Below are 22,635 nucleotides of genomic sequence, written 5' to 3'. Positions count from 1 at the left end.
GTGGAGCGGGGGCGTACCCTTGGGACTCGGCGTCCCCGTACGACCCCAGCCTTGCAGGTGTCGGGTTTAAACTGAAAAAATGCTCTTGTACTGCGCATCGGAAAACGCCACGCTGAACCGGCCATCCTTGTCCAGCACGGGGCGCTTGATGATGGACGGGTTTTCCAGCATCAGGTCCAAAGCGCCGGCCGCGTCCGTGATCGATGCCTTGCGCTCGTCGGACAGGGCGCGCCAGGTCGTGCCTTTCTTGTTGACCAGCACATCCCACGGCAATTGCTGCAGCCATGCTTCGACGGTGGCGCGTTCCAGGCCCTGCTTCTTGAAGTCGTGGAAGGTGAAATCGAGTTGTTGCGCGGCCAGCCAGGTGCGGGCCTTTTTGACGGTATCGCAGTTGGGGATACCGTAGAGTGTAATGGTCGTCATGGGTAGGGCTAAGGGGTATGAATGCGGTTCGCTTGATCGCGGCGCTTGCGCCAGGACAAAATGCGATGGTAGCCGCCATTATACAGTCGATGCGCAGCCGATGCGGCAGTGCAACACGGCCCCGTGATTCCCCTACACGGGCCGTGGCGCCGTCTTGCCCATCTCTTGCGGGCCGAAATGCAGGCCCAGGCGCAAGGCCAGGGCGCGCAGGGCGCCGCTTTCCTGCAGGTGCAGGGCCAGCGCGATGTGGCCGTCGGGGCGCACGAGGTAGGCCGCGTCGCGGCCCAGGCCGGCCAGCTTGGCGGCCACGTTGTAGGTGTAGCAATGCACGGGCAGTTTCAGCACGCGCGCCTCGTCGAGCAGTTCGGGCGCCGCTTCGCCATAGATATGCAATTGCCAATCCATGCTGCACAGGGCGATAAAATTGTCTTGCGTGCCGTCCGAGAACCACGGCAGGCGGTCGCCGCCGCGCAGGTATTGCGCATGGCCCGCGGACAAAGCGCTGTCTTCATAGCTGATCTCGATTTGCGACACGGTCTTGAACAGCAGCCGGCGCGCCCGCGCGAAGCCCGAGAGGAAGGGCAGCGCGTGCGGCACCAGCCAGCGCCGCAGGAATTGCCCGGCGATGCCCTGCGCGACGATGGCCTGGAAGGCGCGGTCGGTGGTGGCGACGAGCTTGCGGGCAAACACGATGCGCTCGCTTTCATAGGTGTCGAGCAGGGCGTCGTTGCTCTGGCCGTGCAGCTTTTGCGCCAGCTTCCAGGCCAGGTTGACGGCGTCGCCCAGGCCCGTGTTCATGCCCTGGCCGCCCACGGGGCTGTGCAGATGGGCGGCGTCGCCGAGGATGAAGCAGCGCCGCGCGCGGAACTGCGCCGCCACCCGGTGGTGCACTTTATAGGTGGAAAACCAGTTCACGTGTTCGACCCGGATGCCCAGCAGGGCTTCCACGTCGCTGCGCACGTCGTCGAAGACGGGCGCCGGCGCGCCATCGGGGCGGTCGGGCAGGATGCCGATCAGGCGCTGCATGCCGGTGGTGCGCACGGGCAACATCAGCGCAAATGCGTTCGCGCCCAGGTGGGCGTGCAAATCCGTATTGTTGCCCGCCACTTGCGCATCGGCCACGTAGTACAGGTGGTCATAGGTGCCGCCGGAAAACTCGAAACCGGCGATCTCGCGCACCTTGCTGCGGGCGCCGTCGCAGCCGCAGATATAGTCAAACGTGCAATATTGGCGTTCGCCATTATGGAGCAGGATGGCTTGCACTTCGCTATCGTCCTGTGTCCACAGGTCCAGCGTGACGTTCCATTCCACATGCACGCCGGCCGCCGCCAGTTTGCTGATCAGAAAGCGTTCATGCTCGTCCTGGGGCAGGCTCAGCACGAAAGGATAGGGACTCAGGCCCTCGCCGATCTCGCCCAGCGCCAGTTTCACGAGTTCCTCGCCCCCTTCGTGGATGTGCATGGCATTGATCTTGATGCCCAGGTTGACCAGCTCGTCGGCAAAGCCCAGCTGCTGGTAAAACTCCAGGGTGCGCGCATGCACGGCCATGGCCCGCGACGCCTGGCCGGGGCCGCTGTTCCTGTCGATGATGCGGCAATCGACACCATGGCGCGCCAGGCGCAAGGCAAGCATGAGGCCGGTAGGACCGGCGCCGACGATCAATACGGGAGGAGTATTCATGCCATCCAGTATAGGACAGGATGAGAAGCGGGGGCGCGACGATTGAAGTTGCTCGCCAGAAATGAAAATGTCCCGCCGGTTGGCAGGACATGATTTTTTTTTACGTGCGTCACGACGCCTCTGCAAACCGTAGCGAGCACGCTCAATATCGGGTCGAGTAGCGGAACTGTACAGTTAGTACAGTGAGCAACGGAAACCCGATAGTGGGCAGCGCAGTAGGTTTACAGAGGTGTCATCAGATACCGCGCAGCAGTTCGTTGATGCCCGTTTTTGCGCGGGTCTTTGCATCGACGCGCTTGACGATCACGGCGCAGTACAGCGAGTACTTGCCGTCTTCCGAAGGCAGGTTGCCCGAGACCACGACGGAGCCTGCCGGCACGCGGCCATACGTCACTTCGCCCGTGGCGCGGTCGTAGATCTTGGTCGACTGGCCGATGTACACGCCCATCGAGATGACGGAATTTTCCTCGACGATCACGCCTTCGACGATTTCCGAGCGGGCGCCGATGAAGCAGTTGTCTTCGATGATGGTCGGGTTCGCTTGCATCGGTTCCAGCACGCCGCCGATGCCGACGCCGCCGGACAGGTGGACGTTCTTGCCGATCTGCGCGCAGGAGCCGACGGTGGCCCAGGTATCGACCATGGCGCCTTCATCGACGTAGGCGCCGATGTTGACGTAGGAAGGCATCAGCACGACGTTCTTGGCGATGAAGCTGCCGCGGCGGGCGACGGCGGGCGGCACCACGCGGAAGCCGCCCTTGGCGAAGTCTTCGGCCGTGTAGTTGGCGAACTTGGTCGGCACTTTGTCGTAGAACTGCATCGTGCCATCGGACGGCAGGACGACGTTGTCTTCCAGGCGGAACGACAGCAGCACGGCTTTCTTGACCCACTGGTTGACAACCCAGTCGCCCGTGGTTTTTTCGGCCACGCGGATGCTGCCGTTGTCCAGGCCGTTGATGACGTGGGAGACGGCGTCGCGCAGTTCGGCCGTGCCGTTGCGCGGATTGATCTCGGCGCGGTTTTCCCAGGCCTGGTCGATGATGGTTTGCAGTTGTTGGCTCATGATGATGTCTTGTTCATTTAGTTGGTTGATGCGGATGCGGAAAGCTGCTGGCAGAATTTTACTATGCGCAAGGCCGCTTCCAGCCCTTCGGCCGTTTCGGCCACCAGGGCCATGCGGATGCGGTTGCGGCCCGGATTGATGCCGTGCGCGTCGCGCGCCAGGTAGCTGCCAGGCAATACCGTGACATTATATTCGGCGTACAGGCGTTGCGCGAATTCGGTGTCGGACAGGCCCGTGCGGCTGACGTCGGCCCACAGGTAGAAGCCGGCGTCCGGCAATTGCACGTCCATCACCGATTGCAGCAGCGGCGTGATGGCGTCGAACTTGGCGCGGTACTTGGCGCGATTTTCCTCGACATGGGTTTCGTCGTTCCAGGCCGCGACGGAGGCCGCCTGCACGGCGGGGCTCATGGCGCCGCCGTGGTAGGTTCGGTAGAGCAGGAATTTTTTCAGCACTTCCGCGTCGCCGGCAACAAAGCCCGAGCGCATGCCCGGCACGTTCGAGCGCTTCGACAGGCTGGAAAACACCACCAGGCGCGCATACGGGCGCTCGATCGTGGACAGGCCCAGCATGTGCGCCGCCTGCAGCGCGCCCAGCGGCGGCGTGTCGCCGTGGTAGATCTCGGAATAGCACTCGTCGGCGGCGATGACGAAGTCGTAGCGCTCGGACAGGGCGAACAGGTGTTCCCAGTCTGTCAGGGTCAGCACGGCGCCCGTCGGGTTGCCCGGTGAACACAGGAACAGCAGTTTCACTTTTTCCCATACCGAGGCGGGCACGCTGTCGTAATCGCAGCCGAAATTGCGCGTGGGGTCGGAATTGACGAAATACGGTTCGGCGCCGGCCAGGTAGGCCGCGCCTTCATAGATCTGGTAAAACGGGTTCGGGCTGATCACGAGCGAACCGGCCGACGGATCGATCACCGTTTGCGCCAGCGCAAACAGCGCTTCGCGCGAACCGTTCACGGGCAGGATTTGCGTGGCAGGATCGAGCCTGGGGATGCCGTAGCGGCGTTCCAGCCAGCCGGCAATGGCGCCGCGCAAGGCTTCCGAACCGATGGTGGTCGGATAGCTGGCCAGGCCGTGGATATGGTCGACCAGCGCCTGCTCGATGAACGGCGGCGTCGGGTGCTTGGGTTCGCCCATGCCCAGGCTGATGGGCGCATACTCGGGGTTGACCGTCACGCCGGCAAACAGCTGGCGCAGCTTTTCGAATGGATATGGTTGCAGTTTAGCAAGAAGTGGATTCACGGAACGGACCAGGGCAAGAGTGGAAAGACGATGTTGCTGAGCGATGTAGCTTGGTAGTGTTGCTTAGTCATGGCGGAACGATTGCTTGGCGCGGCAGACTTGATGCCGGTCAAATAATTAGCTGCGTCTTTCATTATAGCCGTCCTCGCGGGGGCGCTGTGCAAGCCGTCTCAAGCTGCGCCGGCCTGATCGCCGCCCGGCTTGCCGCGCCATGCCGCAGCGGGGAGTGCCGCGCCGTGGCGCGGCAAGGTAAAATACGTTATGTCTACCTTACTTCCCACCCTGCTTGCTATTGAAACATCGTCCGAACTGGCCTCCTGCGCCCTGTTGCGCGGCGATGCCGTCCTGTCCCGCGCCTCGTCGGGCGTGCGCACCCATTCCCAGTCGATCCTGCCCATGGTGCAGGAATTGCTGGCCGAAGCGGGCGTGACCCTGGCCGACGTGGACGCCATCGCCTACGGCTCCGGCCCCGGCTCGTTTACGGGCGTGCGCACGGCCTGCGGCATCGCGCAAGGCCTGGCCTACGGCGCCAGCCTGCCCGTCGTGCCCGTCGTGACCCTCGACGCCATGGCCCTCGCCTGCCACCAGCAGCATGGCGCGCAGCACATCGTGACCGTGCTCGACGCCCGCATGGGCGAGGTGTATTGGGCGCAATATGAGTACCAGAATGGCTTGCAGGCCGTCCTGCCGCCGGCCCTGAGCGCGCCGGCCGGCGTGGCGCCGCAAGGCGATGTGGCCGGCTGCGGCAACGGTTTTAGCGCCTACGCCGACGCATTGGCCGCGCTGCCGTGCGCGGCCACGGCCGACGCGGCCATCATGCCGCATGCCGTGCAGGTGGCGCAGCTGGCGCGCATCGCGTTTGCGGCCGGCCGGTGCGTGACGGCGGCCGAGGCGCAGCCTTTGTATTTGCGTAACAAGATCGCCTACACGAGCGCGGAACGCCTGGACATGCAGGCCGCCAAGGCCGCCGCGGAGTCCGCGCAATGAGCGAGGCAGGCAAGGTCGGCGCGGCAGGCTGGGACTTGCTGCGCCTCGACTATCAGCCGATGGTTGAAGCGGACCTGATCGAGGTGCTGGCGCTGGAGCAGCGCGTCTATCCGCATCCCTGGACGCATGGCAATTTCGTCGATTCGCTCAAGAGCGGCTACCCGGCCTGGGTGCTGCGCGACGCGGACGGCACCTTGCTTGGCTACTTCCTGCTGATGCTGGTGGTCGACGAGGCGCACTTGCTGAACGTGGCCGTCGAGGGCGCCATCCAGGGTCAGGGACTGGGCCGCTTCCTGCTGAACCAGTCCTGCGCCTGCGCGCGCCAGCTGGGCATGGAATCGATGCTGCTGGAAGTGCGCCCGTCGAATACGCGCGCGCTCGACATCTACCAGCGCTACGGATTTGCCCAGATCGGCCGGCGCAAGGGATATTATCCGGCCAGCAACTCGCAACGTGAGGACGCCATCGTGATGCGTTATACCCTATGAGCCGCAGCGCCGTTTTCCTCGATGAAATGGGCGTGGGGCCGTTGTGGCGCTTGCGCCAGGGCGGCGCGCCCGAGGCCGTTGATATTGTCGTCGAGGCTGCCGTGGAGGTGGAAGTGGCCGTGGCGCAACCCGTGGCCGAAGTTGCCGCAGCCGCAGCTGTCCCGGCGCCCGTGGCCGAAGTGCTTGCCGCAGAGGCAGTCGCGGACACCGTGGAAGCTGCTGCGCCCGTCGCCGCGGCTCCTGTTTCCGCGGCCGCGCCTGCTCCCGCGCCTGCCGCCGCGCCCGACGACACGGCCTGGTTCGACGATGCGCCCCCGCCGCCGCCCGCCAGGCAGCTCAGCGATGCCGATATCGCCGCCCTCGACTGGGATGGCTTGACGGCCGCCGTCGCCAAGTGCGCGCGCTGCGACTTGTGCAAGACGCGCAAGGGCGTCGTCATGGGCCGCGGCGACCGCCACGGCGATTGGCTGATGCTGGCCAGCAGCCCCTCGCGCCTGGAAGAGCGGGAAGGGCGCGCCTTGCCGGGCGAGCAGGGCAAATTGCTCGACAATATGCTGAAAGCCATCGCTGTCGATGCGGATCGCGATGTGTATATGACGCACTTGCTGAAATGCCGTCCGCTCGACGCGGCCGGCCTGGAGCGCTTGCCCACCGAGGCCGAGTCCGCCGCCTGCCGCCCGTATTTCGAGCGCGAACTGGCCCTGCTGCAGCCGCGCACTATCTTGACGCTCGGATCCATGGCCGCCGCCGGCATCAATCCCGGCGAAAAACCCGTGCGCGGCAAGGTGCGCCAGCTGGGCAATGCCTCGCTGATCGCCACCTTCCACCCGGAAATGTTGTTGCAGGACGCAACGGGCAAGGCCAAGGCGCGCGCCTGGGCCGACCTGTGCCTGGCGAAAAGCACGCACGGTGGTTGATACGGCCGGCGGCACCTTCCCGGTCCGCTTCGAGCAGCGCTGGGGCCATCTGACGCAGCCCCGCGTGCGCGCGCTGGCCTGGCTGCTCGATTCGCCCGACTTGCTCGACCCGGCCAGCGTGCACTGGGGCGGGCGCATCGCCAGCCTGCCTGCCGTCACGCCCGCCGTGGCGGCGTGGCTGGCGGCGCTGCAGGATGACCCGTCGCCGCTCGATGCGGCGCTGGGCAGCCGGTTCTATTCCCGCCTGGGCCTGTATGCTGAAAAGCTGCTGGCCTTTTATTTTGCGCAACAGGGTATCCTGGCAGCCCATGGCTTGCAGGTGCAGGTCAACCGCAACGACACGGTGGGCGAGTTCGATTTCCTGCTGCATGACGGCGATGAGCTGCTGCACTGGGAATTTGCCACCAAGTTCTACCTGCTCGAAGGCGCGCCCGATCCCGGCGTCTTCAACCACTTGATCGGCCCCAACCTGGCCGATACCCTGGGCTTGAAGATGCGCAAGATTCTCGACAAGCAACTGGCCCTGTCCCGCCATCCGGCCGCGCAAGGCTTGCTGGCGCAGCCCGTGCGGGCGGCGCAGGCGCTGGTCAAGGGCTGGCTGTTTTACGCCCTCGGCACGGCGCCCGGCATGGACGGCATTTCCCAGGATCACGGACACGGCTTCTGGTGCACGCCCGCGCAATTGCCCGCGCAGCGCTATGTCGTGCTGCCGCGTTTGCAATGGCTGGCGCCGTTCAAGGGCCGCGAGGCGGCAGTGCTGGACGTCGATGCCTTGCGCGCGCAGTTGTTTGATCTGGCGCAACCGCTGATGGTGGCCACGGTGGATACTATCGAAGGCTGGGAAGTGGAGCGCACGCGCGGTTTTGTCGTGCCGCCTGACTGGACGCAGCAGGCTGCCGCGCGGCGAATAACAGGCGCGCTGCCTGGGTAATGCCGGGGTCAGTCGCTTTGCGATCGGAAGGCATCCCATTGGGATGCCTTCCCCCGTCGGGACTCGGCGTCCCCGTCTGACCCCAGCACTTGCTGGGTTTAATGTTTTTGCTCGCCGATCAAGGAAAGATTGTCATGCTCGGCCTGGTTCAGCTTGTGCTTGCGCATGATGGCGTACATGGTGCCGGCGACGAACAGGCCGAACAGGATGATGATGATGTTCAGCGGCAGGTGCAAACGGATCATGATGGAATACACGGCCAGCATGGTCAGAATCGACAGGTTTTCATTGAAGTTCTGCACGGCGATCGAATGGCCTGCGCTCATCAGCACGTGGCCGCGGTGTTGCAGCAGGGCATTCATTGGCACGACGAAGAAGCCGGACAGGGCGCCGATCAGCACCAGCAGCGGGTAGGCGATCCAGACGGAATGCACTTGCGTCATCATCATGACGATCACGCCCATGGCAATGCCCAGCGGAATGACGGTCAGCGACTTGCGCAGCGGAATGAAGCGCGCCGACAGCACGGCGCCGGCCGCCACGCCGATGGCCACCACGCCCACCAGGCTGGTCGCCTTGTCGAACGGCATGTTCAGCGACTGCTTGGCCCATTCCAGCACGATCAGCTGCAAGGTGGCGCCGGCGCCCCAGAACAGGGTTGTCACGGCCAGGGTGATCTGGCCCAGCTTGTCTTTCCACAGGATGGAATAGCAATTGGCAAAATCGGTAATCAATTTGATAGGATTGCGTTCCTGGTGCGCATACACGCAGCCCGTGTCGGGAATCTTCAGGTTGGCCAGGGTTGCCAGCGCATAGATGCCGACCACCACGCACAGGGCCGCTTCCGTCTTGGTGGTGATGCCGGTATCGACGAAGGGCAGATCGAACGAAAGCAGCATGTCGGACACGTGGCCGCTGACGAGTGCGCCGCCCATGACGGTGCCGAGGATGATGGAAGTGACGGTCAGGCCTTCGATCCAGCCATTCGCCGCCACGAGCTTTTCCGGCGGCAGCAATTCCGTCAGGATGCCGTATTTGGCGGGCGAGTACACGGCCGCGCCAAAGCCGACGACGGCGTAGGCCAGCAGCGGATGGACGTGGAAGAAGACGAGGGCGCAACCGAAGATCTTGACCATGTTGGCGATGAACATGACCTTGCCCTTCGGCAATGCATCCGCGAAAGCGCCGACAAAAGCGGCCAACAGCACGTAAAACAGCACGAATGACAGTTTTAGCAGCGGCGTGATCCACGCCGGGGATTTCATGGACACCAATAAATCGACGGCGACAAAAAAGAGGGCGTTATCGGCCAGCGAGGAAAAGAACTGCGCCGCCATGATGGTATAAAAACCACGATTCATTCTGGAATGCCTGAAATCATATCTGGCTTGCTTTATACCACGAAAAAACGGCAAACCCCAAGTTTGGACGGGGCTGCTTTGCATAGTCTTGCCTAAGCGAAGCTTAATTATTCTGCCGTAGAAAAATACATCACATGTGAGCATTTTATAAATGCTATCCTGGGCGAGCATCGTGCACGCCTGCCTGGCAGGCCCCGTCGCCCGCATCCGGCCCATCCGGTAAAATACGGCTTTCCCACCCGCCGTGAATGACGCATATGCCCAGGCCCCTCATCGCCACTATCCATCTCGATGCCATGCAACATAATCTGGCGCGCGCCCGCGCTTGCGCGCGCGGCGCCAGGGTGTGGGCCGTCGTCAAGGCGAACGCCTACGGCCACGGCCTGGAACGGGCCATGCGGGGCTTTGCCGCCGCCGATGGCCTGGCCCTGGTCGAGGTCGACTATGCCGTGCGCTTGCGCGAACTGGGCTGGACCAAGCCCATCCTGCTGCTGGAAGGATTTTTCGACGCCGGCGATTTGCCCGTCATGGCGCAGCACAAGCTGGACGGCAGCGTGCATTGCGAAGAGCAGATCGCCATGCTGGAAGCGGCGCGCCTGCCGGCCGCCATCGACGTGCACCTGAAGATGAACACGGGCATGAACCGCCTGGGCTTCACGCCGCAGGCCGTGGCCGCCGCGTATGCGCGCCTGCGCGCCATCCCGCATATCGGCACGATCACCCTGATGACGCACTTTGCCAATGCGGACGAGGCGGGGCCCACGCGCCTGCCCCTGGCCCGGCAGATGCTGCGTTTCGAAGCGGGTGCGTCCAGCATAGGGACAAGCTTGCCGCGCAGCCTGTGCAATTCGGCCGGCCTGCTGATGCATCATCTGGACAGCGACTGGGTGCGTCCCGGCATCATGCTGTACGGCGGCACGCCCAGCGGCGCTCCCGGCGGCACGTCGGCGCAGGACTTCGGCTTGTTGCCCACCATGACCTTGCGCAGCAGTATCATCGGCATCCAGGATATCGCCGCCGGCGAGGTGGTGGGCTACGGCAGCCGCTACGAAGCGGCCGGCAACGTCAAGGTGGGCGTGGTGGCGTGCGGCTACGCGGACGGCTACCCGCGCCACGCGCCCGAAGGCACGCCCGTGCTCGTCGACGGCGTGCGCACGGTGCTCATCGGCAGGGTGTCGATGGATATGCTGATGGTCGATGTGACCCATGTGCCGGGTGCAAAAGTGGGCAGTGCCGTCACCCTGTGGGGCCAGGGCATGCCGATCGACGAGGTGGCGCTGGCTGCCGGCACCATCGGCTACGAGCTGATGTGCGCACTGGCGCCGCGCGTGCCCGTGGTCGAAGCGTAGGGTGACGCGGCAGCGCGGTTTGTATATACTGTATATATAACCAGCTATTTCATTTTACCCGGGCAAAGTACACCATGGCAAAAGTCAAGACCATCTACACCTGCAGCGATTGCGGCGCCATCAGTAACAAATGGATGGGGCAATGCACCTCGTGCAACCAGTGGAATACCATGGTGGAAACCCTGCCCGAGACGGGCGGCAACAACCGCTATTCGAACCCGCAGCACATGTCGCTGGCGCAGACGGCGCCCGTGCTGTCGCTGGAAGATATCGACGCCATCGACGTGCCCCGCTTCGGCACGGGCATTGAGGAATTCGACCGCGTGCTGGGCGGCGGCATGGTGGCGGGCGGCGTGGTGCTGATCGGCGGCGATCCCGGCATCGGCAAGTCGACCCTGCTGCTGCAGGCGCTGGCCAACATGTCGCACCACAAGCGCGTGCTGTACGTCAGCGGCGAAGAATCGGGCGCGCAGATCGCCCTGCGCGCCAAGCGCCTCGTCATCGACGCCAAGGAACTCAAACTGCAGGCGGAGATCCAGCTGGAAAAAATCCTCGCCACGCTGGCCGATTTAAAACCGGAAGTGGTGGTCATCGACTCGATCCAGACCGTGTATTCGGACGCGCTCAGTTCGGCGCCCGGCTCCGTGGCGCAGGTGCGCGAATGCGCGGCCCAGCTGACGCGGGCGGCCAAGCAGACGGGCGTGACCATCATTCTGGTGGGCCACGTGACGAAAGAAGGGGCGCTGGCCGGCCCCCGCGTGCTCGAGCACATCGTCGACACGGTGCTGTATTTCGAGGGGGACGCCCATTCCAGCTTCCGTCTCGTGCGCGCCATCAAGAACCGTTTCGGCGCCGTCAACGAGCTGGGCGTGTTCGCCATGACGGAAAAGGGCTTGAAAGGGGTGTCGAACCCGTCGGCCCTGTTCCTGTCGCAGCACGACAACCAGGTGCCAGGTTCCTGCGTGATGGTGACGCAGGAAGGCACGCGCCCCTTGCTGGTGGAAATCCAGGCCCTCGTCGACACCAGCCACTTGCCCAATGCGCGCAGGCTGTCCGTCGGCCTGGAGCAGAACCGCCTGGCCATGCTGCTGGCCGTGGCGCACCGCCACGCGGGCATCGCCGCCTTTGACCAGGACGTCTTCATCAACGCCGTCGGCGGCGTCAAGATCACGGAACCGGCGGCCGACCTGGCCGTGTTGCTGGCGATTAATTCCTCGATGCGCAACAAGCCCTTGCCGCGGGGACTCGTGGTGTTTGGCGAAGTGGGGCTGGCCGGCGAAATCCGTCCCGCGCCACGGGGCCAGGAGCGCTTGCGCGAGGCGGCCAAGCTGGGCTTTACCCTGGCCGTGGTGCCCAAGTCCAACCTGCCCAAGCAAGCCATCGACGGCATCAAGGTCATCGGCGTCGAGCGCATCGACGAAGCATTTAACAAACTCCGCGATCACGAGTAAAAGTTGGTATGGTTTAAATGCCAAGCTTGAGGTAAGTCAAACAAAGTTTCCGTTTGGAACTATAATATTTGTCCGATGAATCCGCGCAGCGGGTTCGCATCGACCATGCATTAATAGAGAAGCGGAATACAGTGTCAGTTGAACAAAGGCAAGGCGCACGCAAGATATTGCGTGCCAAGGCAATGCTGGTAATGGATGGGGCGGGCCCCGTGGCGGCGCGCACCCTGGACGTGGGGCCGGGCGGCATGTCGGCCGTGATCGCCGATCCGGTGCAGGCGGGCAAGCAGGGCAAGGTGCTGTTCGAGCTGTTTTATGATGGCAAGGCGCATGTCGTTGAAGCGCGCACGTCCGTCTCGCACTGTATTTTCAGCAGCGCGGGTTTCAAGGTGGGACTGACTTTTCTGCAGCTGGACATGGCTGTCAGCAGTGCCATCGCCAAATTCATGCGCTGAGGCATGCCTGGAAGGACGTGCGCGTCAAATGCGCTAAAATGGTGCATATGGGTTTGCAGTCAGGAAAAACCTGTTCTGTTCGCTGTTTTGATATTCCAGTAATACTGCATAATTATCAACCAGAAGAGGACCTTGCCGCGCCACGCGCGCCTGCCGTCCATTTCATGCGCAGCGCGCGGTCATGACCTGATCCGTGTGCCTTGACCTTACACCGGACGGGAACGCCTACCATGTTTAATTCGACCATCAACAGCAGAGCCTTTACCAACAACACGCAGCAGACGACGCAGGGCAATATCTCGGCCGACGTGTATGCCAAGGTGGAGCGCCAGATGCAGTCGCAAAACACGGGCGTCGTCAAGCTCAACGCCAGCCTGGCGCGCGACCAGGCCAAGTTCTCCGGCCTGGGGCAGCTGCAGTCGGCGCTGGCGAAATTCCAGACCGTGGCCAAGAACATGGCCGGCAGCGGCCTGGCCACCTCGGCCACGTCGAGCACCAAGGGCGTCGTCAGCGCCACCACCACCGACAAGGCTGTCAGCGGCAGCCACGAAATGAACATCAGGCAGCTGGCGCAGGGGCAGACCCTGCTGAGCGGCGCGCAGAAATCGTCGGGCACGCCCATCGGCACGGGCGCGCCGGCGCTGGTCAAGATCGAAGTGGGCACGGCCGACGGCAAGCAATTCACGCCAGGCAGCGGCAAGGTCATTTCGCTGACCATCGACAGCAGCAACAATAGCCTCGACGGCATCGCCGCCGCGCTGAAAAAGCAGGGCGTGGACGCCAGCGTGGTCAAGGGTCCCGATGGCTATTCGCTGGCCCTGAACGGCAAGAGCGGCGCCGACAGCAGCATGCGCATCAGCGTCTCCGGCGACGCGGCCGTCAGCAATCTGCTCAGTTATGCGCCCGGCGCCGGCAAGGGCATGCAGCAGACGGCCGCCGCGCAGGACGCGCTGCTGACCATCGACGGCAAGGAGATCAAGAGCGCCACGAACACCCTGACGACGGCCGTCGAGGGCGTCACCATCGAATTGAAGACCAAGGGCACGACGGACCTCGTCATCGCCAAGGACAGCAGCCAGATCGCCACCAACGTGGCCAGTTTCGTCACCGCCTACAATGAGCTCAACAGCAAGCTGCAGAGCCTGCAGCAGGGCGACTTGAAATCCGATACGGCCCTGGGCCAGGTGCGTTCGCAGATGGAGCAGGTGCTGCGCACGGCCAGCACGGGCGTGCCGGCTTCCGTGCTGAGCAGCGCGGGCGTGACCCTGGGCAAAAGCGGCGAGCTGGTGCTGGACGAGAAAAAACTCAAGGCCGCCATCGCCGCCGATCCCGACGCCGTCAGCAAGCTGTTTACCAACAACGGCAAGGGCGTGGCGGACCAGTTTTCCAGCAAGATCGGCGAACTGACGGGCGAGACGAGCATCATCCGCAAGGAAGTGCAATCGGTGGGCAAGGACATCACCACCCTTACCAACAAGAAAGCCGTGCTGGCCAAGGCACTGACGACCCAGGCGCAGGCGCTGATAAAGGCCTATTCGGCCCAGGAACAGATGGGAACGAATTCGGCCCTTCCCGGTTATACGGGCAAGAACTCCTTGTTTGACTTCATGGCTTAAGGGCGCGTTGCCAAAGCGCCCGGGGCGGCGTGGCAGCGCCTTGCCCTGCACACCGTATCGGCGCGCTTGCTACATTCTGTCGCCCTGGGCAAAGAAGGCCGACGGCGAACTGCCGAACGTCTTCTTGAACATGGCGGAAAAGGCCGACTGGCTGGCGTAGCCCAATTCTTCGGCCACCTGCGACAAGGGCACGCCGCGCGCGATCATGGGCGCCGCGTGCGCCAGGCGCACCTGCTGGCGCCACTGGCCAAAACTCATGCCCAATTCCCGTTCGAACAGCCGCGCCAGGGTCCGCTCCGAGGCGCCCACCAGCTGCGCCCAGTGTTCCAGCGTCTGGTTCGAGCCGGGCTTGTCGATCAGGCTGTCGCACAGGGTTTTCAAGCGCTTGTCGTTGGGCAAGGGCACGCGGATGGGGCGCGTGTCCGAGCGTTTCAGCTCGTCCAGTATCAGCTCGGCCAGCAGCGCTTCGCGCGCCGGCTCCTGGCCCGGGTCCAGCTGTTCCAGCGCCATGATCAGCTGGCGCAGCAGGTTCGACACTTCCAGCACCTTGCAGTCGCGGCCCGCGAACGGCGCGCGCGCGGCATGGATGCACAGCGGGCGCAAACGGGTTTTTTCCAGTATCGTGACGGCATGCTCGACGTTCGGCGCGATCCAGATGGCGCGCATGGGCGGCAGCACCCAGCTGCTGTTGTTGGCCGTGATGCGCAGCACGCCTTCGAGCGCCATGGTCACCTGGCCCCAGGGATGGCTGTGCGGCAAGAGAAATTCATCGGTTTGCAGGTCGCGCGCGACCATGGTCACGGGGATGGTCGCACTGGGCGCCTCCCGTGGCGGACACATGCGGGTATGGTGGAGGATAGGTACACCCATCAGCTTGGCCTTAATTCGATAAATTATGTCGTTCTGTCGGAAAACGGACGATGGTATTTTGCATACACTTGAGCTTCATCAGTATAAGACAGGGTATGACATGATAACAACTAACTCGGCAAGGCACTCGCCGCCAACCTTGCGCAGCGATGCGCGCGTCATCGCCCTGGTGGGCCTGGCGCATGGTATTTCGCACTTCTACCACCTGATTTTGGCGGCCCTGTTCGTCTGGCTGAAGCCCGCTTTCGGCCTGTCGTATGCGGAGCTGGGCTTGCTGATGACGGTGTTTTTCATCATCTCGGGCGTGGGCCAGGCGCTGGCCGGCTTTGTCGTCGACCGCTTCGGCGCGCGCGCCGTGCTGTTTTCCGGCGTTTTTCTGCTGGGCGTGTCGGCGCTGGCCCTGTCCACCGCGCACAGCTATGCGGCGCTGATGCTGGGCGCCATGCTGGCCGGCATGGGCAACAGCGTGTTCCACCCGGCCGACTATACCATCCTCAACCAGCGCGTCTCGCCGGCCCGCGTCGCTTACGGCTTTTCCGTGCATGGCATCAGCGGCAACATCGGCTGGGCCCTGTCGCCCCTGTTCATGACCTATGTCGCCAGCCATTACGACTGGCGCGTTGCGCTGCAGTGCGCGGCCGTGCTGCCGTTTGCCGTGCTGCTGATCCTGTTCCTGAACCGCCACGCCATCCGCCCCGAGCCCTTGAAAAAGGCGGCGCCGGGCCAGGCGGGCGGCGGCGAAGGCACCCTGGACTTCCTGCGCCTGCCGGCCGTGTGGATGTGCTTTGCCTTCTTCTTCATCACCGCCATCGCCCTGGGCGGTATCCAGAGCTTTGCCAGCGTGGCCCTCGTCAAGCTGTACGACATGAGCCTGGCCTTGGCGACGAGCGCCTACACGGCCTACATGCTGGCCTCGGCCGTGGGCATGCTGGCCGGCGGCGTGGTGGGGGCGCGCAGCCGGCATCCTGACCGCAACGTGGCGATCGCCTTCTCCGCCGCCGCCCTGCTGGCCGTGCTGCTGGCCATGGCCGTGGTGCCGGCCTGGGGCGCCGTCGTGCTGATGGGCGCCATCGGCCTGACGTCGGGCGTGGCGGGGCCGTCGCGCGACCTGATGATACGCGCGGCGGCGCCGAAAAATGCCACGGGGCGCGTGTATGGCGTCGTGTATTCGGGCCTCGACAGCGGCCTGGCCGTCGGCCCCCTGTTCTTTGGCGCGCTGATGGATGGCAACCATCCGGCCCTGTTGTTCGTGTGCATAGGCCTGTTCCAGGCGCTGGCCATCGCCACGGCCGTGGGCGTGGGCGGGAAAACGCGTGCCGCGGCGCTGCAAAAGGCATAGAATCGTTGCCATCCGATACTATTTCACGAGGAGATAGCATGACTTTTGCCACCACCGACCTGTGCGACGACTACGCGGCCATGCTCGACGACGGCGCCCTGGCCGTGCTGCCGCCCGTGTACCGCGCGTTTGGTCAGCGCATGCGCTTCAGCGGCCCGGCCACTACCTTGCAAGTGTTCGAGGATAACGCCCTCGTGCGCAGCACCCTGGAAACGCCGGGCCAGGGCCATGTGCTGGTGATCGACGGCGGCGGCAGCCTGCGCCGCGCGCTCGTGGGCGGCCAGCTGGGCGTGCTGGCGGAAAGCAATGGCTGGGCCGGCATCGTCGTCCACGGCTGCATCCGCGACAGCGAGGAAATCAATGTCTGCCAGATCGGCGTGCGCGCCCTGGCCACGCATCCGCGCAAGAGCAACAAGGCGGGCACGGGCCAGCGCGACGTGCGCGTCGATATCAGCGGCGTGGCCGTGCATCCGGGCGACTGGATCTATGCGGACGCGGACGGCGTGCTGGTGGCGCGCCAGGAGCTCGACTGAGCCTGCCTCCCTGCTGTGGTGTCTCCAACGCGCCGCCCGGCGCGTTTTTTTGTCCCGCTTGTCGCCGCGCAAGTTCCCTGGCGAAGCGGGCGCTATGCTGCTGACAGGCAGCGCTTTTCATCACGGCGGATGGCATTCCACATGACGGAATGCCGTGGCGGGCGACGCGGCGGCGGCTGTCTCATGCAGAGAAATATCCTTCCGCATCATGAAAAACCAGCAATAACCATATGATTTTATGGGGGGAATTTTTACTTATGTGTCTTATATAAGACTATTGCTGCTGCGCACAAACCGGCCTATTATTGGCTCAATGGATGTCACTTTTAACTTTGCAATGAACAGGAGAGCGCCATGGCAACGCGTGAACAGCAGGCAGCGGCCCTGCAGGCAGACTGGGATGGCAATCCGCGCTGGCAGGGCGTGGTGCGCAACTATACGGCGGCCGACGTGGTGCGCCTGCGCGGCTCCGTGCAGGTCGAACACACGCTGGCGCGGCGGGGCGCGGAAAAACTCTGGCACCTGCTGGGCAATGAACCTTTCGTCAATGCGCTGGGCGCGCTGACGGGCAACCAGGCCATGCAACAGGTGAAGGCGGGCTTGAAAGCCATTTATTTGTCTGGCTGGCAAGTCGCAGGCGACGCCAACAATGCCGGTGAAATGTATCCGGACCAGTCGCTGTACCCGGCCAATTCCGTGCCCGCCGTCGTCAGGCGCATCAACAATACCTTGGCGCGGGCCGACCAGATCCAGTGGTCGGAAGGCAAGGACGACATCGATTTCTTCGCCCCCATCGTGGCCGATGCGGAAGCGGGCTTCGGCGGCGTGCTGAACGCCTATGAGCTGATGAAGGCCATGATAGACGCGGGCGCGGCCGGCGTGCACTTCGAAGACCAGCTGGCGTCCGTCAAGAAATGCGGCCACATGGGCGGCAAGGTGCTGGTGCCCACGCGCGAGGCGGTGGAAAAGCTCACGGCGGCGCGCCTGGCTGCCGACGTCATGGGCGTCGCGACTCTGGTGATCGCCCGCACGGATGCGGAAGCGGCCGACCTGCTGACGTCCGACGTCGATGCCAACGACCGGCCCTTCTGCACGGGCGAGCGCACGGTGGAGGGCTACTACAAGACGCGTCCCGGCCTCGGCCAGGCTGTGGCGCGCGCGCTGGCCTATGCGCCGTATGCCGACCTCGTCTGGTGCGAAACGGGCAAGCCGGACCTGCTGTTTGCGAAAAAATTCGCCGACGCCGTGCATGCGAAGTTTCCCGGCAAGATGCTGGCCTATAACTGCTCGCCTTCGTTCAACTGGAAGAAAAACCTCGACGACGCCACCATTGCCAAGTTCCAGAAGGAACTGGGCGCCATGGGCTACAAGTTCCAGTTCATCACCCTGGCCGGCTTCCACGCCTTGAACTACGGCATGTTCAACCTGGCCCATGGCTATGCCCGCAGACAGATGTCGGCCTTCGTCGAGTTGCAGGAAGCGGAATTTGCAGCGGCGGGAAAAGGTTTTACGGCCGTCAAGCACCAGCGCGAAGTGGGCACCGGCTACTTCGACGCCGTGACGCAAGCCATCCAGCAGGGGCAAAGTTCCACCACGGCACTGCACGGCTCGACGGAAGACGAGCAATTCTTCGACGCCAGGCAGCTTGCCCAGATTTAAGGAAGTGCGGGGAGGCGGGCAGGGGAGGCACATCCCCGCCCAGTAAAAAACCACAGCGCGCCCCGGCCGCTGTGGTTTTTTTTGTGTGGCGCCGGCCATTTTGCAGGCTTGATTCGTTACAAAATATCCACATTCAATATTTTTTTGGAAAGTTCTTTGTGTTTTTCCGCGAGCTCCTATATGATTTCATTAAGGTAAGTTAAATGTCATCAAAGCAAGGGAATCAGACCATGAAAATCGCCACCATCGCCGCAGTTGTTGCCCTGTTCGTTGCCGGCAGCGCCAGCGCCAGCCCCGTCAACCTGATCACGAATGGCGATTTTGAGTCGGTCGCGCCCGGATACACGTTTTCCAGCGGCTTTCACGTCGTCAACGGCGGTTCCTCGGCCATCGGCGGCTGGACGGTGGGCGCTTCCTCGGTCGACCTGATCCGCAATGCCTACAACGCCATCAACGGCTACAGCATCGACATGCTGGGCACGCCTGGCCCGGGTTTCCTGTCGCAAAGCTTCAATGTCGTGGCCGGCCAGACCTACAACCTGGCCTTTGACATGGCGCGCAATCCGGGCGGCCCTGCCGGCCAGGGCGTGGCCGTCAATTTCGGCGGCGTGGCGCAAAACTTCTATTCGACGGCAGCCGCCTCGAACACCTTGTACAGCAATACCCTGAGCTTTACGGCCGCGTCCACCGGCCTGGCGACGCTGTCGTTTGCCAGCGCCGCGAAGGCTGGCACGCCGTTCGACAATTACTCGGGCGCCGTCATCGACAACGTTTCCGTGATGGCCGCCGTGCCGGAGCCGGAAACCTATGCCATGCTGCTGGCCGGCCTGGGCCTGATGGGTTTCCTGCGCCGCCGCAAGGCCGCCAGATAAGAGCCTATCCCAGCAGGGGATGTATGCATCTACCGGGACAGGCTCGAAGTCCGGCCTTGTCCCAACTCAAAACCGCCTGTTGCGACGCACAGGCGGTTTTTGCTTTTCATGGGTCTTGCGCGTAGCCGTCGACCTGCACGAAAAAGCGCCCGATCTGCGGCCAGGCGTCACGCGTCCTGACCGGCGTTTCGCCCGTGGCCATGCCTAATACATAGCCGTAGCCCGTGCGGCGGTCGCGCCAGGAATGGGGCGTGCTGTCCCAGACGCAGCAATAGCGCTGTAGCCTGGGCAAGCCATACGTACGCCGCAGGTAGGCTTCCGCCTGCCGCGCATGCTTGCCGTCCACCTGATAGCGGGCCTCGAACGGCTGGTCCTGGCGTTCCCTGTTTTGCCGGCAGCCCTGGTAGACGATGTAGGCGGGCTTCTGCCCCTGCCGGGACAGGAAGTCGCCGCAGGCCAGGGGGGCGCCCTGCGCGCCGCCCGCGCCCAGCAACAGCAGCCACGGCAGTAGTTTAGTGGCGTGCATCGGCATCACCCCGTAGTGGACAGGCCGCCATCTGCGGCCCCATACGCCGCACCAGTTCGCCGCGCAGCTGCGTCAGCCCCGCGATGCGCGCGTCGATGTCGCCCAGCTTGCGCGCCAGCGCCGCGCGCAGCAGTTCCGCCGTGGCCGGATCGCCGGCGGCGGCCAGCAGCGGCATGTCGGCCTCGATTTCCGCCAGGGTAAAGCCCAGCTGCTGCGCCGTGCGCAGGTAGCGCAGCCAGTCGGCCGCCTCGGGCGGGTAGTCGCGGTAGCCGTTCGCGCCGCGCCGCGCGCGCAGCAAGCCCCGTTTTTCATAAAAGCGCAGGGTATCGCGGCTCAAGCCTGTCGCCTGTGCCATCTCGCCGATCTGCATGGTTCTTTTCTTTCATAAAATGCTTGACCCTGGAGTGTACTCCAGGCCTGATCATGGGCGCTTTCCACAGACAGGAGTGTTCCATGTTGTCCGTTTCCGCCTTCCGCCGCCTGGTGCGCGCCAGCGCCATTTATGATCTGCTCCTGATTGCCCCGTTTACCACGCCGTGGACGTTCTTGCTGCTGCGCGAGCAGTTGAGTGACCTCAATGTGCGCCTGGGCGGCGTGCCGCTGCCCGTCTTCGGACCGTTTCATGTACTCATCGGCAGCTTGCTGGGCAGCGTGGTGCTGGTCTGGTCGGTGCTGCGCACGCTCGACCCGCAGCCGCGCTTCGGCCGCTATGACGCGGCGGCCCGCTACCTGTTTTCCCTGTGGATGGCGTGGGCCTGGCTGGTGACGGGCCAGCCCCTGCTGTGGCTGTTCCTCGTGCCGGAACTGGCCTGGGGCCTCGCGCAAAGCCTGCCTTTGCGCGGCACCGGAGTCGGGCGGGAAGGGCGCGCGCGCGAATCGCTGTTGAGATGACGATAACGAAATGCAATAATGGCCGTGCTCGCAGTGCAACAATGACTGCAATGAACGACTCTAAGGGAATGATTATGCAGCAGGATGCGGCAGGAAAAAACATGGCGTTGCTCGATCCGGTGGTGGCGCCCCGCATCGCAGTGACGCGCCTGGTGACGGGCCTGCTGCAAGGCTTGCTGCTGTACTGGCTGTACAGCACGGCGCAAGACAAGGTCTGGCCCGCCACGGAAGCCTACCTGCTGGGTCCCCTGATGCTGGTGTGCCTGCTGCTGCCCATTTTGCTCGTCTCCAGCCTGGGCCATATGTCGGCGAAGCGCATCGCCATGTGGATGGCGGGCGCGGCCGCGGTGCTGGCCGTGCTGGCCTGGCACGACGTGGCGCGCGGGGCCGAACACGTGATTTGGGGCAACTACAAGCCGGGCGCGCCGCTGCGCGTGATTTCCGCCCAGCTCTTCGGCTTCTGCGTCGTCGGCTTGTATATTGCCCACGCGCTGGTGCTGGCCAGCGCCCAGGATGGCCGGCGCATCGCCCGCTACCCGACTTATTTTGAAATCGCCTGGAAGCTGGGCATCCAGCTGCTGTTTTCCCTGCTGTTCGTGCTGGGCCTGTGGCTGGTGCTGTGGCTGGGCGGGCAGCTGTTCCTGCTGATCAAGCTGACTTTCCTGAAAAAGCTGCTGGGCCGGGCCTGGTTCGTGATTCCCGTCATCTGCTTCGCGTTTTCGTTCGCCATCCACATCACGGACGTGCGTCCGTCCATCGTGCGCGGCATCCGCACCCTGCTGCTGGTGCTGCTGTCGTGGCTGATGCCGATTGCCGCCGTGCTGGTCTCCGGCTTCCTGCTGACTTTGCCCTTCATCGGCTTCGAGCGCCTGTGGGCCACGCGCCATGCGGCGTCCGTGCTGCTGGGCATGGCCGGCGTGCTGGTGGTGCTGATCAATGCCGCCTTCCAGAATGGCGAAGTGGGCCATGGCGTGGCGCGCGGCATCCGCCTGGGCACGCGCCTGGCGTGCCTGCTGCTGCCGTGGGTGGTGGGCATCGCCATCTATGCGCTGACCCTGCGCGTGATGTCGCATGGCTGGACGTCCGACCGCCTGATCGCTTGCGCCTGCCTCCTGATCGCCACCTGCTACGCCATCGGCTACGCCTGGGCGGCCAGCAAATATGGCGACTGGCTGCACCTGATCGCCAACGTCAACGTGGCCACCGCTTTTGTTACCCTGCTGGTGCTGTTTGCCCTGTTCTCGCCGCTGGCCGACCCGGCGCGCATTTCCGTGGCCAGCCAGATGGCGCGCCTGGACAGCGGCAAGGTGGGCGTGGACAAGTTCGATTTCGAATACCTGCGCTTCGAGGGCGCGCGCTACGGCCAGGCCGCCTTGCAGGAACTCAAGACGCGCTCGACGGGAGCGGACGCCGCCATCGTGCGGGCCCGCGCCGAAGCCATGCTCAAGCGCCAGAACCGCCTCGACGAGACGGGCGCGCTGAGCGATGTGTCGATCAACCTGACCCTGCGCCCGGCCACGGCGAAGCTGCCGGACAGCTTCCTGCGCCAGGACTGGACGCAAGTGGGCCCGGCCTGGCGCCTGCCCGCCTGTTTGAAGCGGGCAGGGCAGCAGTGCGACGCCTACCTGCTCGATTTCGACGGCGATGGCAAACAGGAAGTATTGCTGATCAGCAACGACCCGCGCGCCTCTTCCGTCTTGCTGGCGGAAAAAGACGACGGCAGCTGGACCGCGCGCGGGCAAATCCCCACCGATGCCCTGCGCTGCAAGCCCCTGCGCGAAAAACTGCAGGCGGGCGCGTTCCAGCTGGTGCCGCCGAAGGTGCGCGAGCTGGAAGTGGACGGCCAGCGCGTGCCGATGACCTTGTATACGCCGGAGGACGAGCTCAGCTGCCCGGAGGAGACGGCGGCGACGCCGCCAACGCCGTAAACGGCCGCAAGAGGGCCGGAGGCGCCGGATAGAAGCATTTACTTATCATTAA

At 64.0% G+C, this 22,635-nt stretch carries 22 protein-coding genes; 14 read left to right on the top strand and 8 right to left on the bottom strand.

Annotated elements, in window-relative coordinates:
- Positions 1–66: 66 nt before the first annotated feature.
- The 4 genes from CBW50_RS13055 to dapC all read right to left on the bottom strand — a co-directional run bounded on the left by CBW50_RS13055 (position 67) and on the right by dapC (position 4,413).
- A complete protein-coding gene (locus tag CBW50_RS13055) occupies positions 67–423 on the bottom strand; it encodes an ArsC family reductase (RefSeq protein WP_086145963.1) in 357 nt (118 codons plus the stop codon).
- 132 nt (positions 424–555) lie between these two features.
- On the bottom strand, positions 556–2,103 hold the full coding sequence (locus CBW50_RS13050) for an FAD-dependent oxidoreductase (protein WP_086145962.1): 1,548 nt from the start codon (positions 2,101–2,103) through the stop codon (positions 556–558).
- 235 nt (positions 2,104–2,338) lie between these two features.
- The gene (gene dapD, locus CBW50_RS13045; protein ID WP_086145961.1) at positions 2,339–3,166 is read right to left on the bottom strand and encodes a 2,3,4,5-tetrahydropyridine-2,6-dicarboxylate N-succinyltransferase; all 828 of its coding nucleotides are present in this window, start codon (positions 3,164–3,166) and stop codon (positions 2,339–2,341) included.
- A gap of 17 nt (positions 3,167–3,183) precedes the next feature.
- Entirely contained in the window at positions 3,184–4,413 is a 1,230-nt protein-coding gene (gene dapC / locus CBW50_RS13040; RefSeq protein WP_086145960.1) for a succinyldiaminopimelate transaminase, read from the bottom strand.
- 261 nt (positions 4,414–4,674) lie between these two features.
- Between dapC and tsaB the strand changes: the two genes are divergently transcribed.
- The 4 genes from tsaB to CBW50_RS13020 are packed head-to-tail and all read left to right on the top strand — an operon-like array spanning position 4,675 to position 7,736.
- A complete protein-coding gene (gene tsaB, locus CBW50_RS13035) occupies positions 4,675–5,400 on the top strand; it encodes a tRNA (adenosine(37)-N6)-threonylcarbamoyltransferase complex dimerization subunit type 1 TsaB (protein WP_086145959.1) in 726 nt (241 codons plus the stop codon).
- A complete protein-coding gene (rimI, locus tag CBW50_RS13030) occupies positions 5,397–5,888 on the top strand; it encodes a ribosomal protein S18-alanine N-acetyltransferase (protein ID WP_086145958.1) in 492 nt (163 codons plus the stop codon). Before tsaB ends, rimI begins: the two co-directional genes overlap by 4 nt.
- Complete coding sequence (locus tag CBW50_RS13025; RefSeq protein ID WP_086145957.1) at positions 5,885–6,805, top strand: uracil-DNA glycosylase; 921 nt, start codon at positions 5,885–5,887, stop codon at positions 6,803–6,805. Before rimI ends, CBW50_RS13025 begins: the two co-directional genes overlap by 4 nt.
- Entirely contained in the window at positions 6,798–7,736 is a 939-nt protein-coding gene (locus CBW50_RS13020; protein ID WP_086145956.1) for a DUF1853 family protein, read from the top strand. Before CBW50_RS13025 ends, CBW50_RS13020 begins: the two co-directional genes overlap by 8 nt.
- 98 nt (positions 7,737–7,834) lie before the next feature.
- Here the strand turns inward: CBW50_RS13020 and lplT are convergent, their stop codons facing one another.
- The gene (gene lplT, locus CBW50_RS13015; RefSeq protein WP_076572067.1) at positions 7,835–9,097 is read right to left on the bottom strand and encodes a lysophospholipid transporter LplT; all 1,263 of its coding nucleotides are present in this window, start codon (positions 9,095–9,097) and stop codon (positions 7,835–7,837) included.
- 257 nt (positions 9,098–9,354) lie between these two features.
- Between lplT and alr the strand changes: the two genes are divergently transcribed.
- The 4 genes from alr (at position 9,355) to fliD (ending at position 13,965) form a co-directional block, all read left to right on the top strand.
- Positions 9,355–10,446 (top strand): alanine racemase, encoded by a 1,092-nt coding sequence (alr, locus tag CBW50_RS13010; RefSeq protein WP_086145955.1) that lies wholly within the window; start codon positions 9,355–9,357, stop codon positions 10,444–10,446.
- A 74-nt stretch (positions 10,447–10,520) separates the two neighbouring features.
- Positions 10,521–11,897, top strand: coding sequence for a DNA repair protein RadA (gene radA / locus CBW50_RS13005; RefSeq protein ID WP_086145954.1), 1,377 nt, complete (start codon positions 10,521–10,523; stop codon positions 11,895–11,897).
- Between the two features lie 131 nt (positions 11,898–12,028).
- Positions 12,029–12,349: a PilZ domain-containing protein gene (locus CBW50_RS13000; protein ID WP_301178810.1), complete on the top strand. Its 321-nt coding sequence runs from the start codon at positions 12,029–12,031 to the stop codon at positions 12,347–12,349.
- A 230-nt stretch (positions 12,350–12,579) separates the two neighbouring features.
- The gene (gene fliD / locus CBW50_RS12995; protein ID WP_086145952.1) at positions 12,580–13,965 is read left to right on the top strand and encodes a flagellar filament capping protein FliD; all 1,386 of its coding nucleotides are present in this window, start codon (positions 12,580–12,582) and stop codon (positions 13,963–13,965) included.
- Positions 13,966–14,034: 69 nt separating this feature from the next.
- Here the strand turns inward: fliD and CBW50_RS12990 are convergent, their stop codons facing one another.
- Complete coding sequence (locus CBW50_RS12990; protein ID WP_172404752.1) at positions 14,035–14,835, bottom strand: helix-turn-helix domain-containing protein; 801 nt, start codon at positions 14,833–14,835, stop codon at positions 14,035–14,037.
- Between the two features lie 100 nt (positions 14,836–14,935).
- On the opposite strand from CBW50_RS12990, the gene CBW50_RS12985 reads away from it, so the two are divergent.
- The 4 genes from CBW50_RS12985 (at position 14,936) to CBW50_RS12970 (ending at position 19,238) form a co-directional block, all read left to right on the top strand.
- A complete protein-coding gene (locus tag CBW50_RS12985; RefSeq protein ID WP_086145950.1) occupies positions 14,936–16,174 on the top strand; it encodes an MFS transporter in 1,239 nt (412 codons plus the stop codon).
- A 38-nt stretch (positions 16,175–16,212) separates the two neighbouring features.
- Positions 16,213–16,707, top strand: a complete 495-nt coding sequence (gene rraA, locus CBW50_RS12980) for a ribonuclease E activity regulator RraA (RefSeq protein WP_086145949.1) — start codon at positions 16,213–16,215, stop codon at positions 16,705–16,707.
- Between the two features lie 354 nt (positions 16,708–17,061).
- On the top strand, positions 17,062–18,366 hold the full coding sequence (aceA, locus tag CBW50_RS12975) for an isocitrate lyase (RefSeq protein ID WP_086145948.1): 1,305 nt from the start codon (positions 17,062–17,064) through the stop codon (positions 18,364–18,366).
- Positions 18,367–18,596: 230 nt separating this feature from the next.
- Positions 18,597–19,238 carry a choice-of-anchor C family protein gene (locus CBW50_RS12970; protein ID WP_086145947.1) on the top strand — a complete coding sequence of 214 codons (642 nt, stop codon included), beginning with the start codon at positions 18,597–18,599 and terminating at the stop codon, positions 19,236–19,238.
- A 106-nt stretch (positions 19,239–19,344) separates the two neighbouring features.
- On the opposite strand, the gene CBW50_RS12965 is transcribed toward CBW50_RS12970, so the two are convergent.
- Entirely contained in the window at positions 19,345–19,764 is a 420-nt protein-coding gene (locus tag CBW50_RS12965; RefSeq protein WP_157792291.1) for a DUF4952 domain-containing protein, read from the bottom strand.
- Positions 19,751–20,134: a MerR family transcriptional regulator gene (locus CBW50_RS12960; RefSeq protein WP_086145945.1), complete on the bottom strand. Its 384-nt coding sequence runs from the start codon at positions 20,132–20,134 to the stop codon at positions 19,751–19,753. The genes CBW50_RS12965 and CBW50_RS12960 overlap by 14 nt, the downstream gene beginning before the upstream one ends.
- A gap of 83 nt (positions 20,135–20,217) precedes the next feature.
- Here CBW50_RS12960 and CBW50_RS12955 point away from each other — a divergent pair, with 83 nt between their 5' ends.
- Together CBW50_RS12955 and CBW50_RS12950 are read left to right on the top strand one after the other, a co-directional pair.
- Entirely contained in the window at positions 20,218–20,655 is a 438-nt protein-coding gene (locus CBW50_RS12955) for a hypothetical protein (RefSeq protein ID WP_086145944.1), read from the top strand.
- Between the two features lie 101 nt (positions 20,656–20,756).
- Entirely contained in the window at positions 20,757–22,583 is a 1,827-nt protein-coding gene (locus CBW50_RS12950; protein ID WP_086145988.1) for a DUF4153 domain-containing protein, read from the top strand.
- Positions 22,584–22,635: the final 52 nt, after the last annotated feature.

The sequence above is a fragment of the Janthinobacterium sp. GW458P genome, assembly GCF_002127585.1.
Classification (GTDB): domain Bacteria; phylum Pseudomonadota; class Gammaproteobacteria; order Burkholderiales; family Burkholderiaceae_D; genus Janthinobacterium.
The sequence above is the reverse complement of the archived record's forward strand: the minus strand, read 5'-3'. Positions and strand labels throughout refer to the sequence as shown.

Excerpts from the sequence above, each read along its gene's own strand:
- CBW50_RS13055 (WP_086145963.1), bottom strand. The coding sequence starts at position 423 with ATGACGACCATTACACTCTACGGTATCCCCAACTGCGATACCGTCAAA.
- CBW50_RS13050 (WP_086145962.1), bottom strand. The coding sequence starts at position 2,103 with ATGAATACTCCTCCCGTATTGATCGTCGGCGCCGGTCCTACCGGCCTC.
- dapD (WP_086145961.1), bottom strand. The coding sequence starts at position 3,166 with ATGAGCCAACAACTGCAAACCATCATCGACCAGGCCTGGGAAAACCGC.
- tsaB (WP_086145959.1), top strand. The coding sequence starts at position 4,675 with ATGTCTACCTTACTTCCCACCCTGCTTGCTATTGAAACATCGTCCGAA.
- rimI (WP_086145958.1), top strand. The coding sequence starts at position 5,397 with ATGAGCGAGGCAGGCAAGGTCGGCGCGGCAGGCTGGGACTTGCTGCGC.
- CBW50_RS13025 (WP_086145957.1), top strand. The coding sequence starts at position 5,885 with ATGAGCCGCAGCGCCGTTTTCCTCGATGAAATGGGCGTGGGGCCGTTG.
- lplT (WP_076572067.1), bottom strand. The coding sequence starts at position 9,097 with ATGAATCGTGGTTTTTATACCATCATGGCGGCGCAGTTCTTTTCCTCG.
- alr (WP_086145955.1), top strand. The coding sequence starts at position 9,355 with ATGCCCAGGCCCCTCATCGCCACTATCCATCTCGATGCCATGCAACAT.
- radA (WP_086145954.1), top strand. The coding sequence starts at position 10,521 with ATGGCAAAAGTCAAGACCATCTACACCTGCAGCGATTGCGGCGCCATC.
- fliD (WP_086145952.1), top strand. The coding sequence starts at position 12,580 with ATGTTTAATTCGACCATCAACAGCAGAGCCTTTACCAACAACACGCAG.
- CBW50_RS12990 (WP_172404752.1), bottom strand. The coding sequence starts at position 14,835 with ATGGGTGTACCTATCCTCCACCATACCCGCATGTGTCCGCCACGGGAG.
- CBW50_RS12985 (WP_086145950.1), top strand. The coding sequence starts at position 14,936 with ATGATAACAACTAACTCGGCAAGGCACTCGCCGCCAACCTTGCGCAGC.
- rraA (WP_086145949.1), top strand. The coding sequence starts at position 16,213 with ATGACTTTTGCCACCACCGACCTGTGCGACGACTACGCGGCCATGCTC.
- aceA (WP_086145948.1), top strand. The coding sequence starts at position 17,062 with ATGGCAACGCGTGAACAGCAGGCAGCGGCCCTGCAGGCAGACTGGGAT.
- CBW50_RS12970 (WP_086145947.1), top strand. The coding sequence starts at position 18,597 with ATGAAAATCGCCACCATCGCCGCAGTTGTTGCCCTGTTCGTTGCCGGC.
- CBW50_RS12965 (WP_157792291.1), bottom strand. The coding sequence starts at position 19,764 with ATGCACGCCACTAAACTACTGCCGTGGCTGCTGTTGCTGGGCGCGGGC.
- CBW50_RS12960 (WP_086145945.1), bottom strand. The coding sequence starts at position 20,134 with ATGCAGATCGGCGAGATGGCACAGGCGACAGGCTTGAGCCGCGATACC.
- CBW50_RS12955 (WP_086145944.1), top strand. The coding sequence starts at position 20,218 with ATGTTGTCCGTTTCCGCCTTCCGCCGCCTGGTGCGCGCCAGCGCCATT.
- CBW50_RS12950 (WP_086145988.1), top strand. The coding sequence starts at position 20,757 with ATGGCGTTGCTCGATCCGGTGGTGGCGCCCCGCATCGCAGTGACGCGC.